This window comes from Asticcacaulis sp. SL142 (assembly GCF_026625745.1).
GTDB lineage: Bacteria > Pseudomonadota > Alphaproteobacteria > Caulobacterales > Caulobacteraceae > Asticcacaulis.
Genome location: NZ_CP113061.1, coordinates 2,545,918 through 2,561,176, shown reverse-complemented (window position 1 = coordinate 2,561,176; position 15,259 = coordinate 2,545,918). Strand labels below are relative to the sequence as shown.

At 58.5% G+C, this 15,259-nt stretch carries 15 protein-coding genes; 5 read left to right on the top strand and 10 right to left on the bottom strand.

What is annotated here, in order from left to right; all coding sequences use genetic code 11:
* The first annotated feature begins 68 nt into the window (after nucleotides 1-68).
* From murJ to OVA03_RS11645, 3 genes are read left to right on the top strand one after another with little or no spacing between them, the layout of a single operon-like run.
* Nucleotides 69-1,670, top strand: coding sequence for a murein biosynthesis integral membrane protein MurJ (gene murJ / locus OVA03_RS11655; RefSeq protein ID WP_267524772.1), 1,602 nt, complete (start codon nucleotides 69-71; stop codon nucleotides 1,668-1,670).
* A 2-nt stretch (nucleotides 1,671-1,672) separates the two neighbouring features.
* On the top strand, nucleotides 1,673-2,677 hold the full coding sequence (gene trpS / locus OVA03_RS11650; RefSeq protein ID WP_267524769.1) for a tryptophan--tRNA ligase: 1,005 nt from the start codon (nucleotides 1,673-1,675) through the stop codon (nucleotides 2,675-2,677).
* 10 nt (nucleotides 2,678-2,687) lie between these two features.
* The gene (locus tag OVA03_RS11645) at nucleotides 2,688-3,188 is read left to right on the top strand and encodes a copper chaperone PCu(A)C (protein ID WP_267524767.1); all 501 of its coding nucleotides are present in this window, start codon (nucleotides 2,688-2,690) and stop codon (nucleotides 3,186-3,188) included.
* On the opposite strand, the gene OVA03_RS11640 is transcribed toward OVA03_RS11645, so the two are convergent.
* Nucleotides 3,185-3,922 (bottom strand): dienelactone hydrolase family protein, encoded by a 738-nt coding sequence (locus OVA03_RS11640; RefSeq protein ID WP_267524765.1) that lies wholly within the window; start codon nucleotides 3,920-3,922, stop codon nucleotides 3,185-3,187. The genes OVA03_RS11645 and OVA03_RS11640 overlap by 4 nt on opposite strands.
* The gene (locus OVA03_RS11635) at nucleotides 3,919-4,686 is read right to left on the bottom strand and encodes a dienelactone hydrolase family protein (protein ID WP_267524763.1); all 768 of its coding nucleotides are present in this window, start codon (nucleotides 4,684-4,686) and stop codon (nucleotides 3,919-3,921) included. The genes OVA03_RS11640 and OVA03_RS11635 overlap by 4 nt, the downstream gene beginning before the upstream one ends.
* Before the next feature lie 107 nt (nucleotides 4,687-4,793).
* Between OVA03_RS11635 and OVA03_RS11630 the strand changes: the two genes are divergently transcribed.
* Nucleotides 4,794-5,384: a nitroreductase family protein gene (locus tag OVA03_RS11630; protein WP_267524761.1), complete on the top strand. Its 591-nt coding sequence runs from the start codon at nucleotides 4,794-4,796 to the stop codon at nucleotides 5,382-5,384.
* A gap of 37 nt (nucleotides 5,385-5,421) precedes the next feature.
* Here OVA03_RS11630 and purH read toward each other — a convergent pair whose 3' ends face one another.
* From purH to htpX, 5 genes are all read right to left on the bottom strand, one after another.
* Entirely contained in the window at nucleotides 5,422-7,035 is a 1,614-nt protein-coding gene (purH, locus tag OVA03_RS11625; protein ID WP_267524759.1) for a bifunctional phosphoribosylaminoimidazolecarboxamide formyltransferase/IMP cyclohydrolase, read from the bottom strand.
* Between the two features lie 242 nt (nucleotides 7,036-7,277).
* A complete protein-coding gene (locus OVA03_RS11620) occupies nucleotides 7,278-9,008 on the bottom strand; it encodes a heparinase II/III family protein (RefSeq protein WP_267524757.1) in 1,731 nt (576 codons plus the stop codon).
* Between the two features lie 7 nt (nucleotides 9,009-9,015).
* On the bottom strand, nucleotides 9,016-9,675 hold the full coding sequence (gene rpe, locus OVA03_RS11615) for a ribulose-phosphate 3-epimerase (RefSeq protein WP_267524755.1): 660 nt from the start codon (nucleotides 9,673-9,675) through the stop codon (nucleotides 9,016-9,018).
* A gap of 75 nt (nucleotides 9,676-9,750) precedes the next feature.
* Nucleotides 9,751-11,112, bottom strand: coding sequence for an RsmB/NOP family class I SAM-dependent RNA methyltransferase (locus OVA03_RS11610; protein WP_267524753.1), 1,362 nt, complete (start codon nucleotides 11,110-11,112; stop codon nucleotides 9,751-9,753).
* An 87-nt stretch (nucleotides 11,113-11,199) separates the two neighbouring features.
* Entirely contained in the window at nucleotides 11,200-12,099 is a 900-nt protein-coding gene (htpX, locus tag OVA03_RS11605; protein WP_267524751.1) for a zinc metalloprotease HtpX, read from the bottom strand.
* Nucleotides 12,100-12,181: 82 nt separating this feature from the next.
* On the opposite strand from htpX, the gene OVA03_RS11600 reads away from it, so the two are divergent.
* On the top strand, nucleotides 12,182-12,409 hold the full coding sequence (locus OVA03_RS11600) for a DUF1674 domain-containing protein (protein WP_267524750.1): 228 nt from the start codon (nucleotides 12,182-12,184) through the stop codon (nucleotides 12,407-12,409).
* 91 nt (nucleotides 12,410-12,500) lie between these two features.
* On the opposite strand, the gene OVA03_RS11595 is transcribed toward OVA03_RS11600, so the two are convergent.
* The 3 genes from OVA03_RS11595 to OVA03_RS11585 all read right to left on the bottom strand — a co-directional run bounded on the left by OVA03_RS11595 (nucleotide 12,501) and on the right by OVA03_RS11585 (nucleotide 15,184).
* On the bottom strand, nucleotides 12,501-13,070 hold the full coding sequence (locus OVA03_RS11595) for a CC0125/CC1285 family lipoprotein (RefSeq protein WP_267524749.1): 570 nt from the start codon (nucleotides 13,068-13,070) through the stop codon (nucleotides 12,501-12,503).
* A 75-nt stretch (nucleotides 13,071-13,145) separates the two neighbouring features.
* A complete protein-coding gene (locus tag OVA03_RS11590; protein ID WP_267524747.1) occupies nucleotides 13,146-13,817 on the bottom strand; it encodes a LysE family translocator in 672 nt (223 codons plus the stop codon).
* Nucleotides 13,818-13,948: 131 nt separating this feature from the next.
* Nucleotides 13,949-15,184, bottom strand: coding sequence for an argininosuccinate synthase (locus OVA03_RS11585; RefSeq protein WP_267524744.1), 1,236 nt, complete (start codon nucleotides 15,182-15,184; stop codon nucleotides 13,949-13,951).
* Between the last annotated feature and the right edge of the window lie 75 nt (nucleotides 15,185-15,259).

Below are 15,259 nucleotides of genomic sequence, written 5' to 3'. Positions count from 1 at the left end.
GCGATCATACTTGCAGCAGTAAAGCTTTTATGGTTTGGCTGAGCGCTCATTTTACGGACGCCACAACCTTGTCTCAGACCGAACTGCCTGCGGAATCCAAAGCCCCGAAATCGACCGGACTGGTCAAGTCGTCGATGATCTATTCGGGCTTTACCCTGATCAGCCGGTTCATGGGTCTGGCGCGGGATCTGGTGGTCACGGCCGCTTTGGGGGCTTCCGGCACGATCATGGCCGATGCCTATGCGACCGCCATCAGCTTTCCCAACCTGTTCCGCCGCATCTTTGCCGAAGGGGCCTTTACGGCTGCCTTTGTCCCGGCCTATTCGCAGGTGCTGGAGAAAGACGGTAAGGACGCCGCCGATAAGCTGGCCCGTGATGCGCTGGCGACGTTGAGCGCCTTTACGATTGTCCTGACCGTGATCATCCAACTGGCCATGCCGTGGCTGATGACGGTTTATTCGTCCGGCTATCTCGACAACCCTGAAAAGTTCAACTGGGCGGTGCTGCTGACCCAGATCACCATGCCCTATCTTCCGTGCATGGTCATTGTCGCTTTGCTGTCGGGGGTTCTAAACGCGCGCGGCCGGTTTATAGTCTCAGCCGTCGCCCCCACGGTTATGAACCTGTTCATGCTGCTGGCCGTTTTGCCGTTTCGTAATAATCCGCAAGATGCCGCCGTCGCCCTGTGCTGGGCCGCCGCCGCATCAGGCGTCGCTCAGGCTGGCCTGCTGGTGTGGGGATGTCGCAAAACGGGCGCCAAAATCGGTCTGGCCCGCCCGACCTTGAGCCCCGAAATCAAGGGCCTGATCGTACTGGCGGTGCCCGGAGCTTTGGCTGCCGCCGCCACCCAGATCAATATCTTCGTCTCGCAATGGTTTTCCGGCAATGTCGATGGGGCGCGCACCTGGATGAGCGTGGCCGACCGGCTCTATCAGTTGCCGCTAGGTCTGGTCGGCGTGGCCATCGGCGTGGCGTTACTGCCCACCCTGTCAAAAGCCGTGCAGGCGCAAGATCACGACCGCGCCCAGACGGCCATGGACGAGGCGATGGTGTTTTCCATGGCCCTGACCCTACCCGCTGCCGCCGCCCTTTTGTTCATGCCGTTCTTCCTGATCGACGGCCTGTTTTCACGCGGGCTGTTTACCGCCCATGACGCTATGGAAACCGGCAAGCTGCTGTTCCATTACGGCTGGGGCGTTCCGGCCTTCGTGCTGACCCGCGTGCTGACCCCGGCCTTTTTTGCGCGCCGGGATACCAAAGGTCCGATGAAGTTTGCGCTGGTATCCGTCGCCCTCAATGTCGCCCTGTGTGTTGCGCTTTATCCCATCATGGGCGTGCCGGGACTGGTGGTCGCCACCTCCGCCTCCGCCTGGTCGAACGTCATACTGATGGTCTTTACCCTAATGCGCCGAAACACCTGGTCACCGTCACTTAAGGCACAAGCCTCACTGCTGAAAATAATCATAGCGGGCCTCGGCATGGGTGCGTTTTGCGCCGCCGCCAGCTATTTCCGCACAGCAATTGAAAGCCCCCTGCCCGATGCCGCCTCTAAGGAAATCGCCATTTTAGGCGTTTGTTTCGCGGGCATTTTGGTTTATGGCGGTCTGCTGATCTTGACCGGCGCGGTTCGACCTGCCGATCTTAAACGCATAATGAAACGTCAAAAGTAATCATGGCCACGCAACGCATTCTGTCCGGCATTCAGGCGTCCGGTTCGCTTCACCTCGGCAACTATCTGGGCGCGCTCAAGAAATTCGCCGACATGCAGGCGCTTGACGCTGAGCGCTATTACATGATCGCCGATCTGCACGCCATTACGGTCTGGCAGGACCCGGCGCAGCTTTTGTCACAAACCCGCGAAATCGCCGCCTGTTACCTGGCCGCAGGCGTTGACCCGGCAAAATCGGTGATCTTCCCGCAATCGGCGGTGCCCGGTCATGTCGAACTCGGCTGGCTGTTCAACTGCGTGGCGCGTCTAGGCTGGCTCGACCGCATGACCCAGTTCAAGGACAAGGCCGGTAAGGACAAAGAGCGCGCCTCGATCGGGCTTTACACCTATCCGGTGCTTCAGGCCGCCGATATCCTGCTCTACAAGGCCACCCACGTTCCGGTCGGTGAAGACCAGCGTCAGCACCTTGAGCTGACGCGCGACGTCGCCAAGAAATTCAATCACGACTATAAGGTCGATTACTTCCCCCTGCCGGAAACCCTTTATCAGGGGCCGGGGGCGCGCATCATGTCGCTTCGGGACGGTACCGCCAAGATGTCGAAATCCGACCCATCGGACAATTCGCGCATCAACCTGACCGACGATGCCGATACCATCGCCTCCAAGATCAAAAAGGCCAAGTCCGACGCTGAGGTATTGCCGTCCGAAGAGGCCGGTCTTGAGGGCCGTGCGGAGGCCAAAAATCTGATCGGCATCTATGCGGCTTTGGCGGGCGTGACGGTAGCGGATGTACTGGCCGATTTCGGCGGTAAGGGCTTTGGCGCGTTCAAACCGGCCCTGGCCGAGGTGGTAGTGGACAAAATGTCGCCTATCTCTGAGCGTCTGCGCGGGCTATTAAACGATCCGGCTGAAATCGACCGCGTGCTCCGCGCCGGTGCCGATAAGGCCAATGAAGTTGCCGCGCCAGTGGTAGCCGAAACCAAAAAAATTATGGGCCTTTGGAATTAGGGATATAGCAATGAAAAAGTTTGCCGTCTTTGCTTTTGCTGCGTTAACCTTAATAGCTTGCGACAACAAACAGCAAGCCAGCGTAGTTGCAGAATATGGCACTGCTTTTTTAACAAAAACACACGTCAAGCTTATCTTGACCGATTTTGGTATGCGCACGCCTTTGGGGCAAAATCCAAATACCGGTGCCTATGTGACTATCGAGAATAAAGGGAATGCCAATGAGCGTCTAATCTCGGCATCCTGTACGTGTGCAGCCCGTACCGAACTCCACACTATGTCGATGGCCGACGGTCAGATGTCGATGGCGGCCGTCCCCGAAGGGTTTGAAATCAAGGCGGGCGAAACCTTGGTGCTCGCCCCCGGTGGCAATCACATCATGCTATTTGACCTGACCACCCGCCCAACCGAAGGCTCTACGCAAAAAGTCACCCTGGTATTTGATATGGTCGGTGAGGTAACGCTCGATATGCCGGTGTCCATGACCCCCGCCGCACCCGCCGAACACTAAATCCCTTTCAGGAAATCCACAAAGGCGGCGATGGTGTCTTTGGTGGCTTGCGCATGATGACGCATCGGCTGGTTCGGCGGCCAGTCGATCGCAAAACCCGGTTCATCATAGGCATGGGTCGCGTCGAAATTTCTGGTTTCCAGCGGCAGACCTTGCGCCTTCAGATCACCAAACACCGAATGGGTAAAGTCTTTGGCCGTAATATGATCCTGACCTGAAACGATCAGCATTGTCTTCGGCCACCACCGCCAGCCATGTGTCGGCGTGCGTGATTTTGGCCCGATATAGGGATAGACCAGAAACAACCCCGCAACTCCGTGCAGCAGATCCGAGGTCTCCGGCTCCAGCGTCATCAGGTCCATGATCGTCCAGCTCCCGTGGCTCCAGCCGGCCAGCACGATCGTGTTCGTATCAACATCAGGACGTTGCTTCACCCCCCATAAGGCCGCTCTGACATCGACCGTGCGTTCATGGCCATGAAATAAAATCAGTGTACTGACGAATATGAATGAAAACCAGCGCTTCCAGCCACGGTGGCCGTAGGAATCGACCACAAACGCCCGCCAACCTGCCTCCGCCGCCGCCTTCGCATAGTCATGCAGGTGCGACCTTATCCCGCCGGAGCCATGAAACAGCAGCACCGCCGGACGCGCCACATCATCGTCCGGCCCATAGACCGTTATGTGCGGCATCAGCTTTGCCCAGTGGCCGCCGATATCGAACCCCGTCGTCACAACTCAACGTCCGTAAATTCAAACACCCGGTCGATAAATGCCATCATGGCCTGCAAAGACGCTTCGGTTGCCGCCTGATCATATTTCATGATCGCATTGCCAAAGCTTTCTTCCTCAAAGGCATGGGTGGCCTTGAGCGTCAGGGTCTCAATCGGCACCCCATCATCCTTAAGGCGCTGATACACTTTTTGCGCCGCCTTCACCGCCGACAGGTGATCCTTATCGGCCATAACCGCGAAGGTTTCCGGCTTATAGTGCCAGTTCTTAGATATGCTACGCGCTGGAAACGACAGGTAACTATAGACCAAAAACAAGCCCGCCACGGATTTCAAAATCGAAGGATCGGGATCGGTAAGCCCGACTTCACCTTTGCGGGTCAGTTTATGGGTCATCAGATCCATGATCGACCAGCCGCCGTGGCTCCACCCCGCCAACATGACCTTATCGGCGATCACATCCGCCCGTCGCGCTACACCCCACAGGGCTGCCAGCACATCCCCGGCCCGCTCATCGCCCTGAAAGACCGCACCGGAGCAGACCATGCTGGTCGCAAACAAACGACCCCAACCGCGCGGGGCAAAGGAATCGACCACAAAGGCCCGAACCCCCGCCAGCACTGCCGTTTCCGCGTAAAGGTGAATATGCGGCCGCAAGCCCCCGCAGCCATGAAAAAGAATGATCGCCGGACGCGGCAAATCATCCTTCGGGCCCAAAACCTCTATATAGGGTTCCAGCTTATGATAACGTGCGCTAACCGTATCCAAAACGCCCCCATAAACTCAGCACAAACCGCCACATTCACGGTTGCAATTCAATCTATGTTGCCATCATAGTGCCTGCCTACCCATATCTGTCAATCGGACGCGCCTAAATGACCACACCCAGAACCCCCCAACACTCGATCCTGCCTATGTTCACTGAGCGTTGGTCGCCGCGTGCGTTTTCGGAAAAGGCCGTGACTGACTCTGATATTCTGACCCTGCTTGAGGCCGCGCGCTGGGCACCGTCAGCGTCAAACCTGCAACCATGGCGGTTTATCTATGCCCTCAAAGACACGCCGGAATTTGATCAGATGGTTGAACTTTTGGTGCCGTTCAATCAGGGCTGGGCCAAATCTGCCGCCGCTTTGATCTTTACCGCCGCCGTGACCACCTTTGACGGTGAACGCCCCGTCGCCACCCACGCCTTTGATGCCGGAGCGGCGTGGATGTCGCTGGCGCTTCAGGCCCACAGCATGGGCCTGATCACCCACGGTATGGGCGGGGTTGAGTTTGATAAGGCGACCACGGCCCTGAACCTGCCGGATAATCTCAAACTAATCATGGCCATTGCCGTCGGTTATCAGGGCGATCCGGCCACCCTGCCCGAAGGTTTGCAAGCACGGGAAGCCCCGTCCGGTCGCCAGCCACTTGAGGTTATGGCCTTCAAGGGCTCGTTCTCTGGTGAGATCAAAGCTCCGTAAAACGTAAAAGGGCGGGAATTAATCCCGCCCTTTCTATTTAATGTCTAAACACGCGGATGCCGGTAAAGGCCATGGTCAGGCCCGCATCATCGGCGGCGGCAATGACATCAGCATCCTTGATCGACCCACCCGGCTGAATAACCGCCGTGGCCCCTGCTGCTGCCGCCTCAAGCAAACCGTCCGGAAACGGAAAGAAGGCTTCCGACGCACAGGCCGAACCCTTAGCCAACGAGTCGGTCAAACCCAATCCCTCCGCCGCTTCTTTGGCGCGCAAGGAGGCAATGCGGGTGGAATCGCGCCGGTTCATCTGACCGGCACCTATCCCCGCCGTGCGACCATCCTTGGCAAAGACCACGGCATTGGATTTGACGTGCTTGGCGACGGTAAAGGCAAACAGCATGTCCTGAATTTCGGTCGGTGTCGGCTGGCGCTTGGTGACGATTTTCAGATCCGACGGGGTGATGCGGGCCGTGTCGCGCGACTGGATCAAAAGGCCACCAGCGACCGAGCGGAACACATTACCGCCCGCCAGCGGATCAGGCAACGAACCCGTGACCAGCAAACGCAGGTTTTTCTTAGCCGCAAACACTTCAATCACATCGTCATCAACTTCGGGGGCGACGACCACTTCGGTAAAGACCTCGACGATCTTTTCGGCGGTCTTGCGATCCAGGCGACGGCTGAGGGCCACAATCCCGCCAAAGGCCGACACCGGATCGCACTCCAGCGCGCGCTGATAGGCGCTGATCAGATCCTCACCGACCGCCACACCGCATGGATTGGCATGCTTGACGATGACGCAGGCGGCGTGTGTCGCCGGATCAAACTCAGCCACCAGTTCAATCGCCGCATCGGTATCCGCGACATTGTTGTAGCTCAGTTCTTTGCCCTGTAGCTGACGGGCCGTCGCCACACCCGGACGGTTCTCACCGGTCTTGTAAAAGGCCGCGCTCTGGTGTGGGTTTTCGCCGTAACGCATGGTCTGGATGCGCGCCGCCCCGATGGTCAGGCGCTCAGGGGCCGCATCGTTCAGTTGCGCCGCAAACCAGGTCGAGACCGCGCTGTCGTAAGCCGCGGTGCGGGCAAAGGCCTTGGCCGCCAGCGATTTGCGGAGCGCCAAGGTAGTGCCGCCGGTCTCAGCTATGGCGGCCAACACCTGATCAACGCCCGCCTTATCGACGCACACCGCCACATAACCATGGTTCTTGGCGGATGAGCGGATCATGGCCGGGCCGCCGATATCGATGTTTTCAATCGCCGCCTCGAACGCGCCACCGGCCGCGATGGTGGCTTCAAACGGATAAAGGTCGATCCAGACGATATCGATCGGCGCAATATCATGGTCGGTCAAGGCCTTGGCGTGTTCGGGTGCGTCACGGTAGGCCAGCAGCCCGCCGTGCACTTTCGGATGCAGGGTCTTAACGCGGCCATCCATCATTTCCGGAAATTGCGTCAGATCGGCCACGTCCTTGACCGGGACACCCGCCGCGCCAATCGCCGCCCGTGTCCCGCCGGTCGAGATGATCTCAACCCCCGCCGCATGCAGGGCCTTAGCCGCCTCAATCAGTCCGGTCTTATCGGACAGGGAAATCAGGGCGCGGACGGGTTTGGCGAAATCGGGTGCAGGGGGAAAATCAGGCGCGGCAGGCATGGGGCATCCATATGTGGGGGGAGGAATTGCGCGCGGTTTACAATACAAACACCCGGATGACAACAAGGGCCACAGGCCCTTGACCCGTTAGTTAGAGCTAAACCTTCACCTACCATTCAATCCGATTAAAGCGTTCCAGTGAGTCGAGAAGCCTTAGCGATCGAGAAACGCAGCGCAGCGTACTTAAGTACGTGAGCAGCGTATCGCAGATTGATGAGGTTTTCGCAGACCACTGCAACGCTTTAATCGGCGGGTGCTAGTTTCCAGCGAACGCGCGTCGGGCCGTCAAGTCTGCACACGCCCCTAAGCGCCACGGTCGAGGTTTTACGCAACTGGCCTTTTTCAAACAGGTTGCCATGCTCTATGGTAACCTCTTTGGCATCATGGCGCAGTGTCCAGCCGCGCCCACTTAAACCGCGCAACAAAACACTTTTACGGTCACGCGACAACGACACCTGCACATCAGGGTGCAGCAGGAACCGGATCGTGAAGGGTGCTGCCATGGGCAGGTCAGGCTTGGCCTCGACCGGCACCAAGCGGTCTTCGCCGCGCAATTCGTCCTTATGCGGATCAACAAACAGCCGTCGCTCATGTTTCAGGCCGTATTTCGGCCGCCAGCCTTCGTGTTCCATCTCAAGCAGGGCGCCGGACTCATCGGATTCCACCCGGCGACTGCGCACGCGGTAACGTAAGCCCTCCAGCGTAAAGCCCAGCAGTTCAGCAAACTTGCCGCTGATCGGATTGAGGATGGCGCTTTCGCCGATGGTGACCGTATTGGCAGCCCCCGCGACCCGAAATTCCTGGCGCTCAGACTGCGGCGGCGACCAGCCCGGCCCGATAATCAGCTTATCAAACCCGCCCGATACCTCGAACGTCAGCGGATGATCGCAGGCGCCATAGCCCAGCAGCCCCGACTTAGGCTCACCGGCATCAGCAAATACCAGCAAGGATCGCCCATTCAGCCGGTGATAACGGCCATGCTCAAGGAATGTGGCGACCCGCGCCTGCGCATTGGGGCGGTTATCCTCATGCACCAGAGCCGGTGTCACCTGCTCTGCGGGCAAGGACTCTGAGCCCTGAAACGCACACAGCGATCCGTCCGGGTGGGTAAGCGTGCGTACGGCCCGCGTCAGTTTTTCGATATAGTCGGCCAGGTACTCCGGCAGAGGCAGGCCGCGTTGCGACAGGGCATCTTCGAGCAGCAGCAGATCATAGAGCAGGTTTAAGCCCTGCTCCGGATTGCGCGACGCATGGCACCCATCCGGCAGGACGGTGCGCTTCAACGCCTTGGGCAGCAGCCGTAAGCCGGTCTTGCGCAGATTATCACCGGCCTTGCCGCCCAGCACGCAGCCAACCAGCACCAGCGCCACCGCCTTTTGCGCAAACCACGACAGGTTGCGCGGCAGCCGCAGCAGATGACGCGCCTGCTGCACCAGAGACTGAGCCATAACGCCAGCCTCTTCCTCGCTGGCAAAGGTCGCAATTTTACGCGCAAACACGCTGACATTAATCAGACGGCGCGCCAGAATTTCCTGACCCCACACAAATGGCGTCCAGGTGCGAAAGGTCTTATGCCACAGCATATAGAGCCGCAGCCCTTCCTTCGCCCCGGCGTCGCCCTGCGTCATCAGATGCATCAGCCACGAAAAGCGGTGCAGCTCCAGCGCAAAGCCGCGATTGGGGCTGGGCCGGTTCCAAGGATCGCCGGACCCCTGCACGCTCATGCGCGCGCCCGCAAAGGCATAGCGCCCGGATAGAATGGCTTTGCCGATCTGGCTTGAGGCCGGTCTCACCTCATGAGGAGCGGCCTGAAACCCGTCCACAGCGGCACCGCCCAGCGTAAAGCGATAGCCCGGCATACCAAACACTTCGGCGCCGATCTGCTTTAAGGCAAAGGCCTTGACCACGGCCAACCACGGCACGCGGGCACCGGATTGCTGGCTTACAGGGCTGGACGACTCGTAATTCAGCATAGGCGGCTTAAAGGCCTTTCAGGGTCTTGATGTTCGTGGCATACATCATTGGGCCGCCCTTAAATACAGCCGTACCCGCGACCATGGCTGTGGCCCCGGCGGCAATACATTTGTGGTAATTCTTATCGTTGACGCCGCCATCGACCTGCAGGATCGCCGGGTGGCCGACGCGGTCAAGCTTTGTGCGGATCGTCTCAATCTTACGCAATTGATCGTCGATAAAGCTCTGACCGCCAAAACCCGGATTGACGCTCATGACGAGGATAAGATCAAGGTCATCCATGATCCATTCCAGCCCCTCGATCGGGGTGGCCGGATTAAGCACGACACCGGCCTTGGCGCCCAAAGTGCGAATCTGGCGCAGGGTGCGGTGCAGGTGCGCGCCGGATTCCGGGTGCACGCTCATGATGTCGGCACCGGCGGCGCGAAAGGCCTCAAGATACGGATCGACCGGTGCGATCATCAGATGCACATCGAACGGCAGATGTGAGTGGGGACGCAGAGCCTTCACCACATCCGGCCCGATGGTGATATTGGGCACAAAATGGCCGTCCATGACATCGATATGCACCCAGTCCGCGCCCGCTTCGGTAATAGCGCGCACTTCTTCGCCCAGTTTGGCAAAATCAGACGCAAGGATCGACGGGCAAATGAGGGGTGTGGTCATGACGGTCTCAGATGGTATCAGGTTAAAGACAGTGGGCGGCAGATGGTAAATGAAAGACTAATAGTGCGGATATCATCACACTCTTTTCAGATGCGCGACAAAGAATCCGTCCTGCCCGCCTTTGCGATGATGGGGTAGCAACCGTAACCAGCCCTCCGGCGTCACATCGCGGGCATCTAAGCCCAATTGGTCCTGAGCAAAAGCGGTATCAACGGCGGCGGTAGTAAAGTCTTTGTGACGACGCAGGAAAGCCAGAATTTGAGTCTCCCCCTCTTCGCGTTCCAGCGAGCAGGTCGCATAGACCAGACTGCCGCCCGGTTTAACGCGCGTAGCCACCGCATCCAGCATCCGGTGCTGAACGTCAGCCAGCTTTGAGACTTCTGAGGGCTTGGCCGCCCATAGCACATCGGGCTGACGGCGGAACGTACCCGTGGCCGAACAGGGCGCATCCAGCAGCACCACATCGAATTGCCGATCATCGTCAAAGCTTTCCGCGTCGACGCAGTGGGTTTCAGCGCTGAACTTCAGGCGGGTCAGGTTTTCCTCAACGCGCTTCAGTCGGTTTTTGGAGCGATCCAGCGCCACGACCTGCGCCCCCTTGGCCAGCAGTTGCAGGGTCTTGCCGCCCGGTGCGGCGCAGATGTCGATGGCGGTTTTTCCGGTCAGATCACCCAGCAAGGCGACCGGGATCGCCGCCGCCGCATCCTGCACCCACCACACGCCGTCGTCATAACCCGACCAGGTGCGCACATCGCCACGCAGGTTGGAGCGCAGGGTCAGTCCGCCAATGGCTTCGCCCTCCAGCGCCTCCGTGTGGGCCTTAAGTGCGTCCACATCGCGGAAGGTCAGGTCGGTCGCCGGTTCTTCGGTCAGGGCCATAGCGATGCCGCCCGCAGATTCTTCGCCGTAGGTTGCCTTCCAGCGCTGCCACAGCCAGTCGGGCACCAGCCGTTGCGGATTGACATCCTTAAGGCCACCCTCACGGATCAGACCGCGCAGGATCGCGTTGATCAGGCCCTTAAACGGGCGGGTATTGTTATTGCGCTCGGCCAGTTTGACCGTGGTTGATACGGCGGCGAAATCCGGCACCTGCATGAAGAAAATCTGCGCCATGCCGATACGCAATAGGGCCTTGGGCGCATCGGGTGGCATTTTCTGGGTTTTCTTGGCAATAATAAAATCAAGCTGACCCAACCGGCGCAGTACCAGCAAGGCCAGAGCGCGGGCAAAGGCGCGCTCGGATTCGCTCAAAGCCATAAATTCTGCCGACGATCCGGCCTCATCAAACCCGTTGCGCTTGGTTTGTGCGGCCGCGATCAGGTCAAGAGCGGCAATCCGCGCCCGCAAACCGATATCGTTATCCAGCGTTTCAGCATCATCCGAAATACGGGGATTAGGTTTGCCACCCGATTTCGGGGCAGAACGCGGTTTTGACATAAAAGAAGATCCTGAGAATAATAAAGCCGTCCTTTACAGGAAAGGACGGCTCCACATCAACCTTGCAAAAACAATTAAACCGCCCGACTAAACCGTTGGCACGCTGGTATAGCCCTGCGGCTTACGGCTGGCCCCCATGCGACCGGCCAGTTCAAATAGCGCCTTGACCCGGTTATCGGTATTGGGGTGGGTCGAAAACAGATTGTCCATGCGCTGCCCCGACAGCGGGTTGATGATGAACATATGCGCCGAAGCTGGATTGTGCTCGGCCTGATGATTGACGATCCCGCGCGCATAGGCTTCGATTTTCTTCAAGGCCCGCGCCAGACTTTCCGGGTCACCGCAGATTTCGGCACCCATACGGTCGGCGTCATATTCACGCGTTCGCGAAATCGCCATCTGCACGATCATGGCCGCAATCGGCGCCAGAACCGCCATCAGCAGCACGACGACGATATTGGGGCGATCTTCGTCCTGACCACCGCCAAAGAACATAGCGAAATTGGCCAGCGATGAAATCGCACCGGCCAGGGTCGCGGTCACCGTCATGATCAGGGTGTCGCGGTTTTTAACGTGGGCCAGTTCGTGGGCCATCACACCGCGGATTTCATCGCGATCCAGAATTTGCAGCAGACCGGTCGTCGCCGCCACCGCCGCATTTTCAGGATTGCGACCCGTCGCAAAGGCATTAGGCTGATCGTTCTGGATGATGTAAACCTTGGGCATCGGCAGATTGGCCCGCTTAGCCAATTCCACAATATCGTCATAATAGTTGCGCACCAGCGATGACGGCGCATTCGGCCCGACCTCTTCGGCGCGGTAGGCCTTAAGCACCATCTTATCCGAATTCCAGTAGGCGAAAATGTTGAGCGCCAGCGCTAAGCCCAAAGCGATCAGCATCCCCGTAGGCCCCGCCAAGGTCAGGCCGATCACGCCGAACACGGCGGTCATCCCTGCCAGAAGCATAAAGGTCTTAAACGGGTTCATCGGGTGGTATCTCCTTGTGAGAATGGGGGTTCAGGTTTAGATATTGCGATGACCCCCCGCGATTTCAAGAGGATCACGCCCTATGGCCAGCGATAAACCTGACACCGCATCCGAAACGCCGGAACCTTTGCCCGCTAAGGCTTTAACGCCACAAGCGCAGCGCGCTCTGGCCGAGGCCGCTGAGCGCCGCGCACAGGCTGATGCCGCCGAACAGGCCCGGCAAAAAGCGATCGAAGAGGGCGGCCCCGCAGGCTTAGAACCCACCCGCTACGGCGACTGGGAACGCAAAGGCATAGTCACGGATTTTTAGCAGGGTCACAGACCCTGCACTTGGAGCGAACCCGTCATTAGTTTTGAGTATCGGGGTGCAGGGGACAAGTCCCCTGCGAAATCCCTCATAATTACTTAGCCGCCGGACGTACAATACGCGGTTCAAGGTTTTGCTTCACTTCGCGGGCATCAAAGGCCATGGCGTCATTGGCGGGCTTCGGACCCTTACCGAAGATAACCTCGGCATTGGCTTCGTAGCGGCGGAATTCCTGGGTATCGACCTCATCAAAGGCGCTGTAGCCAAAGCCCCAACGGCTCCAGCGGTTGCGCTGATAATAGCGCCACGACAAAGATCCATAAAACGGGCTGTAGAACGGATCGCGGCTGACCGTGGTGCGATAGGTCTTGTTCTCTTCGGTATTGCGGTGGGCCAGCGTAAACCAGTCATAGCCGTTTTCCAGCGTCAGCTCCGCCGCGCGGAACAGCATATAGTCTTCAACCGTCTCACGCGGGGTTGAGGTATTGCCGGAGAAGCTCAGGCGGTAACGATTGCTCTCAATCCGCTGCTCCTGATAGCCACGGGCAAAGCTGGCCGACGATTTCGGGTCGGCTGGCTGATAAGGTGTCGGCGTCGCACAGGCCGCGAGCGTCAGGGCCGCAACACTTGTAAGAGCCAGTAAAATTTTACGCATTGGTTTCATGTCAAATTCCCCCGCTGTATGCGGTTATACTATCTCCCCCAAAGCTTATACGTCAATGTGGCTTTAATAGGTCACTTATAAAGGCCGCATCATCAGTAGCTCGTGAGCCGCATGGTAAAAGATCATGGCGGCAATCCCCATCAGCAGCACGCCGACCAGCAGATCGAACTTTTGCTTATTGTGCGGATCATTGAGCACTTTCGCCAGCCCCACCGCCCCAAGGCCATAGGCGGTCATGGAAATCATATCCATGCCGATGGTCGTGGCGGCAAAAACACTCATCTGGGCAGGCATGGGCCGGGTGATATCGACAAACGGCGGCAAGACGGCGCTGAAAAACAGGGTAACTTTTGGATTGAGTATCTGCACCCCAAAGCCGCGTTTAAACGTCAGCCACAGGCTATCTGAGGCAACGGCTGTGGGCAGAGCCACCGTTTCCCCGGCCAGATTGAGCCCGCCTTTGAAGGTATTAAACCCGATCCAGCCGAGATAGAGCGCACCCAGAACCGCGATGACCTGAAACACCATCGGCACGGCGAGTATCAGCAGATGAAGCCCAAAGGCCGCGGCGATAAACCAGATCAGGGTGGCGGCATTCAATCCGGCTATGGCGGAAAAGACGTGGGCGGGCTTACCTGACCGACCGGTAGCTATGGCAAACAGGTTAGCGGGGCCAGGCGCGATCGCCATCACGAACATGGCGACCAGAAAGGCAGAAAACTTGGACGGATCGACGGGCAGGGTCATGAGGGCGCTGAGTTTATGGGGCGCGGGGTCTGAGACCCCGCAGTTACTGTTCAATAGAAAAGCCCGACCTCATGGCCGGGCTTTTCTATTGAAGGATAAAGGCTGGGGCCACAAGCCCCAGACCCCCAAACTTATCCCCTCTGGTCGCGCTTAGCCGCCACCCGCAGACGCAGCGCATTAAGCTTGATAAAGCCTGCCGCGTCACGGTGATCATAGGCAACCTTGCCCTCTTCGAAGGTGACCAAATCCTGATCGTAGAGGCTGTAAGGGCTTTCGCGGCCGGTGATCGTGACATTGCCCTTATAGAGCTTGACCGTCACGCGACCGGTTACCTTGGCCTGAGAGTAGTCAATCGCGGCCTGCAGCATTTCACGCTCCGGCGAGAACCAGAAGCCGTTATAGATGATGCTGGCATATTTCGGCATCAGCTCGTCTTTCAGGTGCATAGCCCCGCGATCGAGCGTGATCGACTCGATCCCGCGGTGCGCGGCCAGCAGGATCGTACCGCCCGGAGTCTCATAGACGCCGCGCGACTTCATGCCCACAAAGCGGTTTTCGACCAGATCAAGACGACCGACGCCATTGTCGTGGCCGAGTTGATTGAGCTTGGTCAAAAGGGCTGCGGGCGACAAAGCCACACCATCAACGGCCACCGGATCACCGCGCTCAAAGTCGATAGTGAAGACGGTCGGGGTGTCGGGCGCGGCTTCCGGCGAAATGGTGCGCTGATAGACAAATTCGGGGGCTTCGACCGCCGGGTCTTCCAGCACCTTGCCCTCGGATGACGAGTGCAGCAGGTTGGCGTCGACCGAGAACGGCGCATCACCGCGCTTATCCTTGGCGATGGGGATCTGGTGCTGTTCGGCAAAAGCCAGCAGGGATTCGCGTGATGCAAACTCCCACTCACGCCAGGGCGCAATCACATTGATGTCCGGCTCAAGGCCATAATAGCCGAGTTCAAACCGCACCTGATCGTTGCCTTTGCCGGTCGCGCCATGACAGACGGCATCCGCGCCAACCTTGCGAGCGATTTCGATCTGCTTCTTGGCAATCAGAGGACGGGCGATCGAGGTACCGAGTAGGTACTGGCCTTCATAGACCGTGTTGGCGCGGAACATCGGGAAGACGTAATCGCGCACAAATTCTTCGCGCAGGTCTTCGATATAGATGTTTTCCGGCTTGATGCCGAGCAGTTCGGCCTTTTTGCGGGCGGGCTCCAGCTCTTCGCCCTGCCCCAGATCGGCGGTAAAGGTCACGACCTCAGCACCATATTCGGTTTGCAGCCACTTCAGAATGATCGAGGTATCCAGACCGCCGGAATAGGCAAGGACGACTTTTTTCACTGAGGGTTTATGGGCCGAGGTCATGGGGCAAAACCGCCTTAACAAGAGGGGACAAACTATGTCCGCGCGTTTAAGGCCACAGGGGTCGCGATGCAAGGA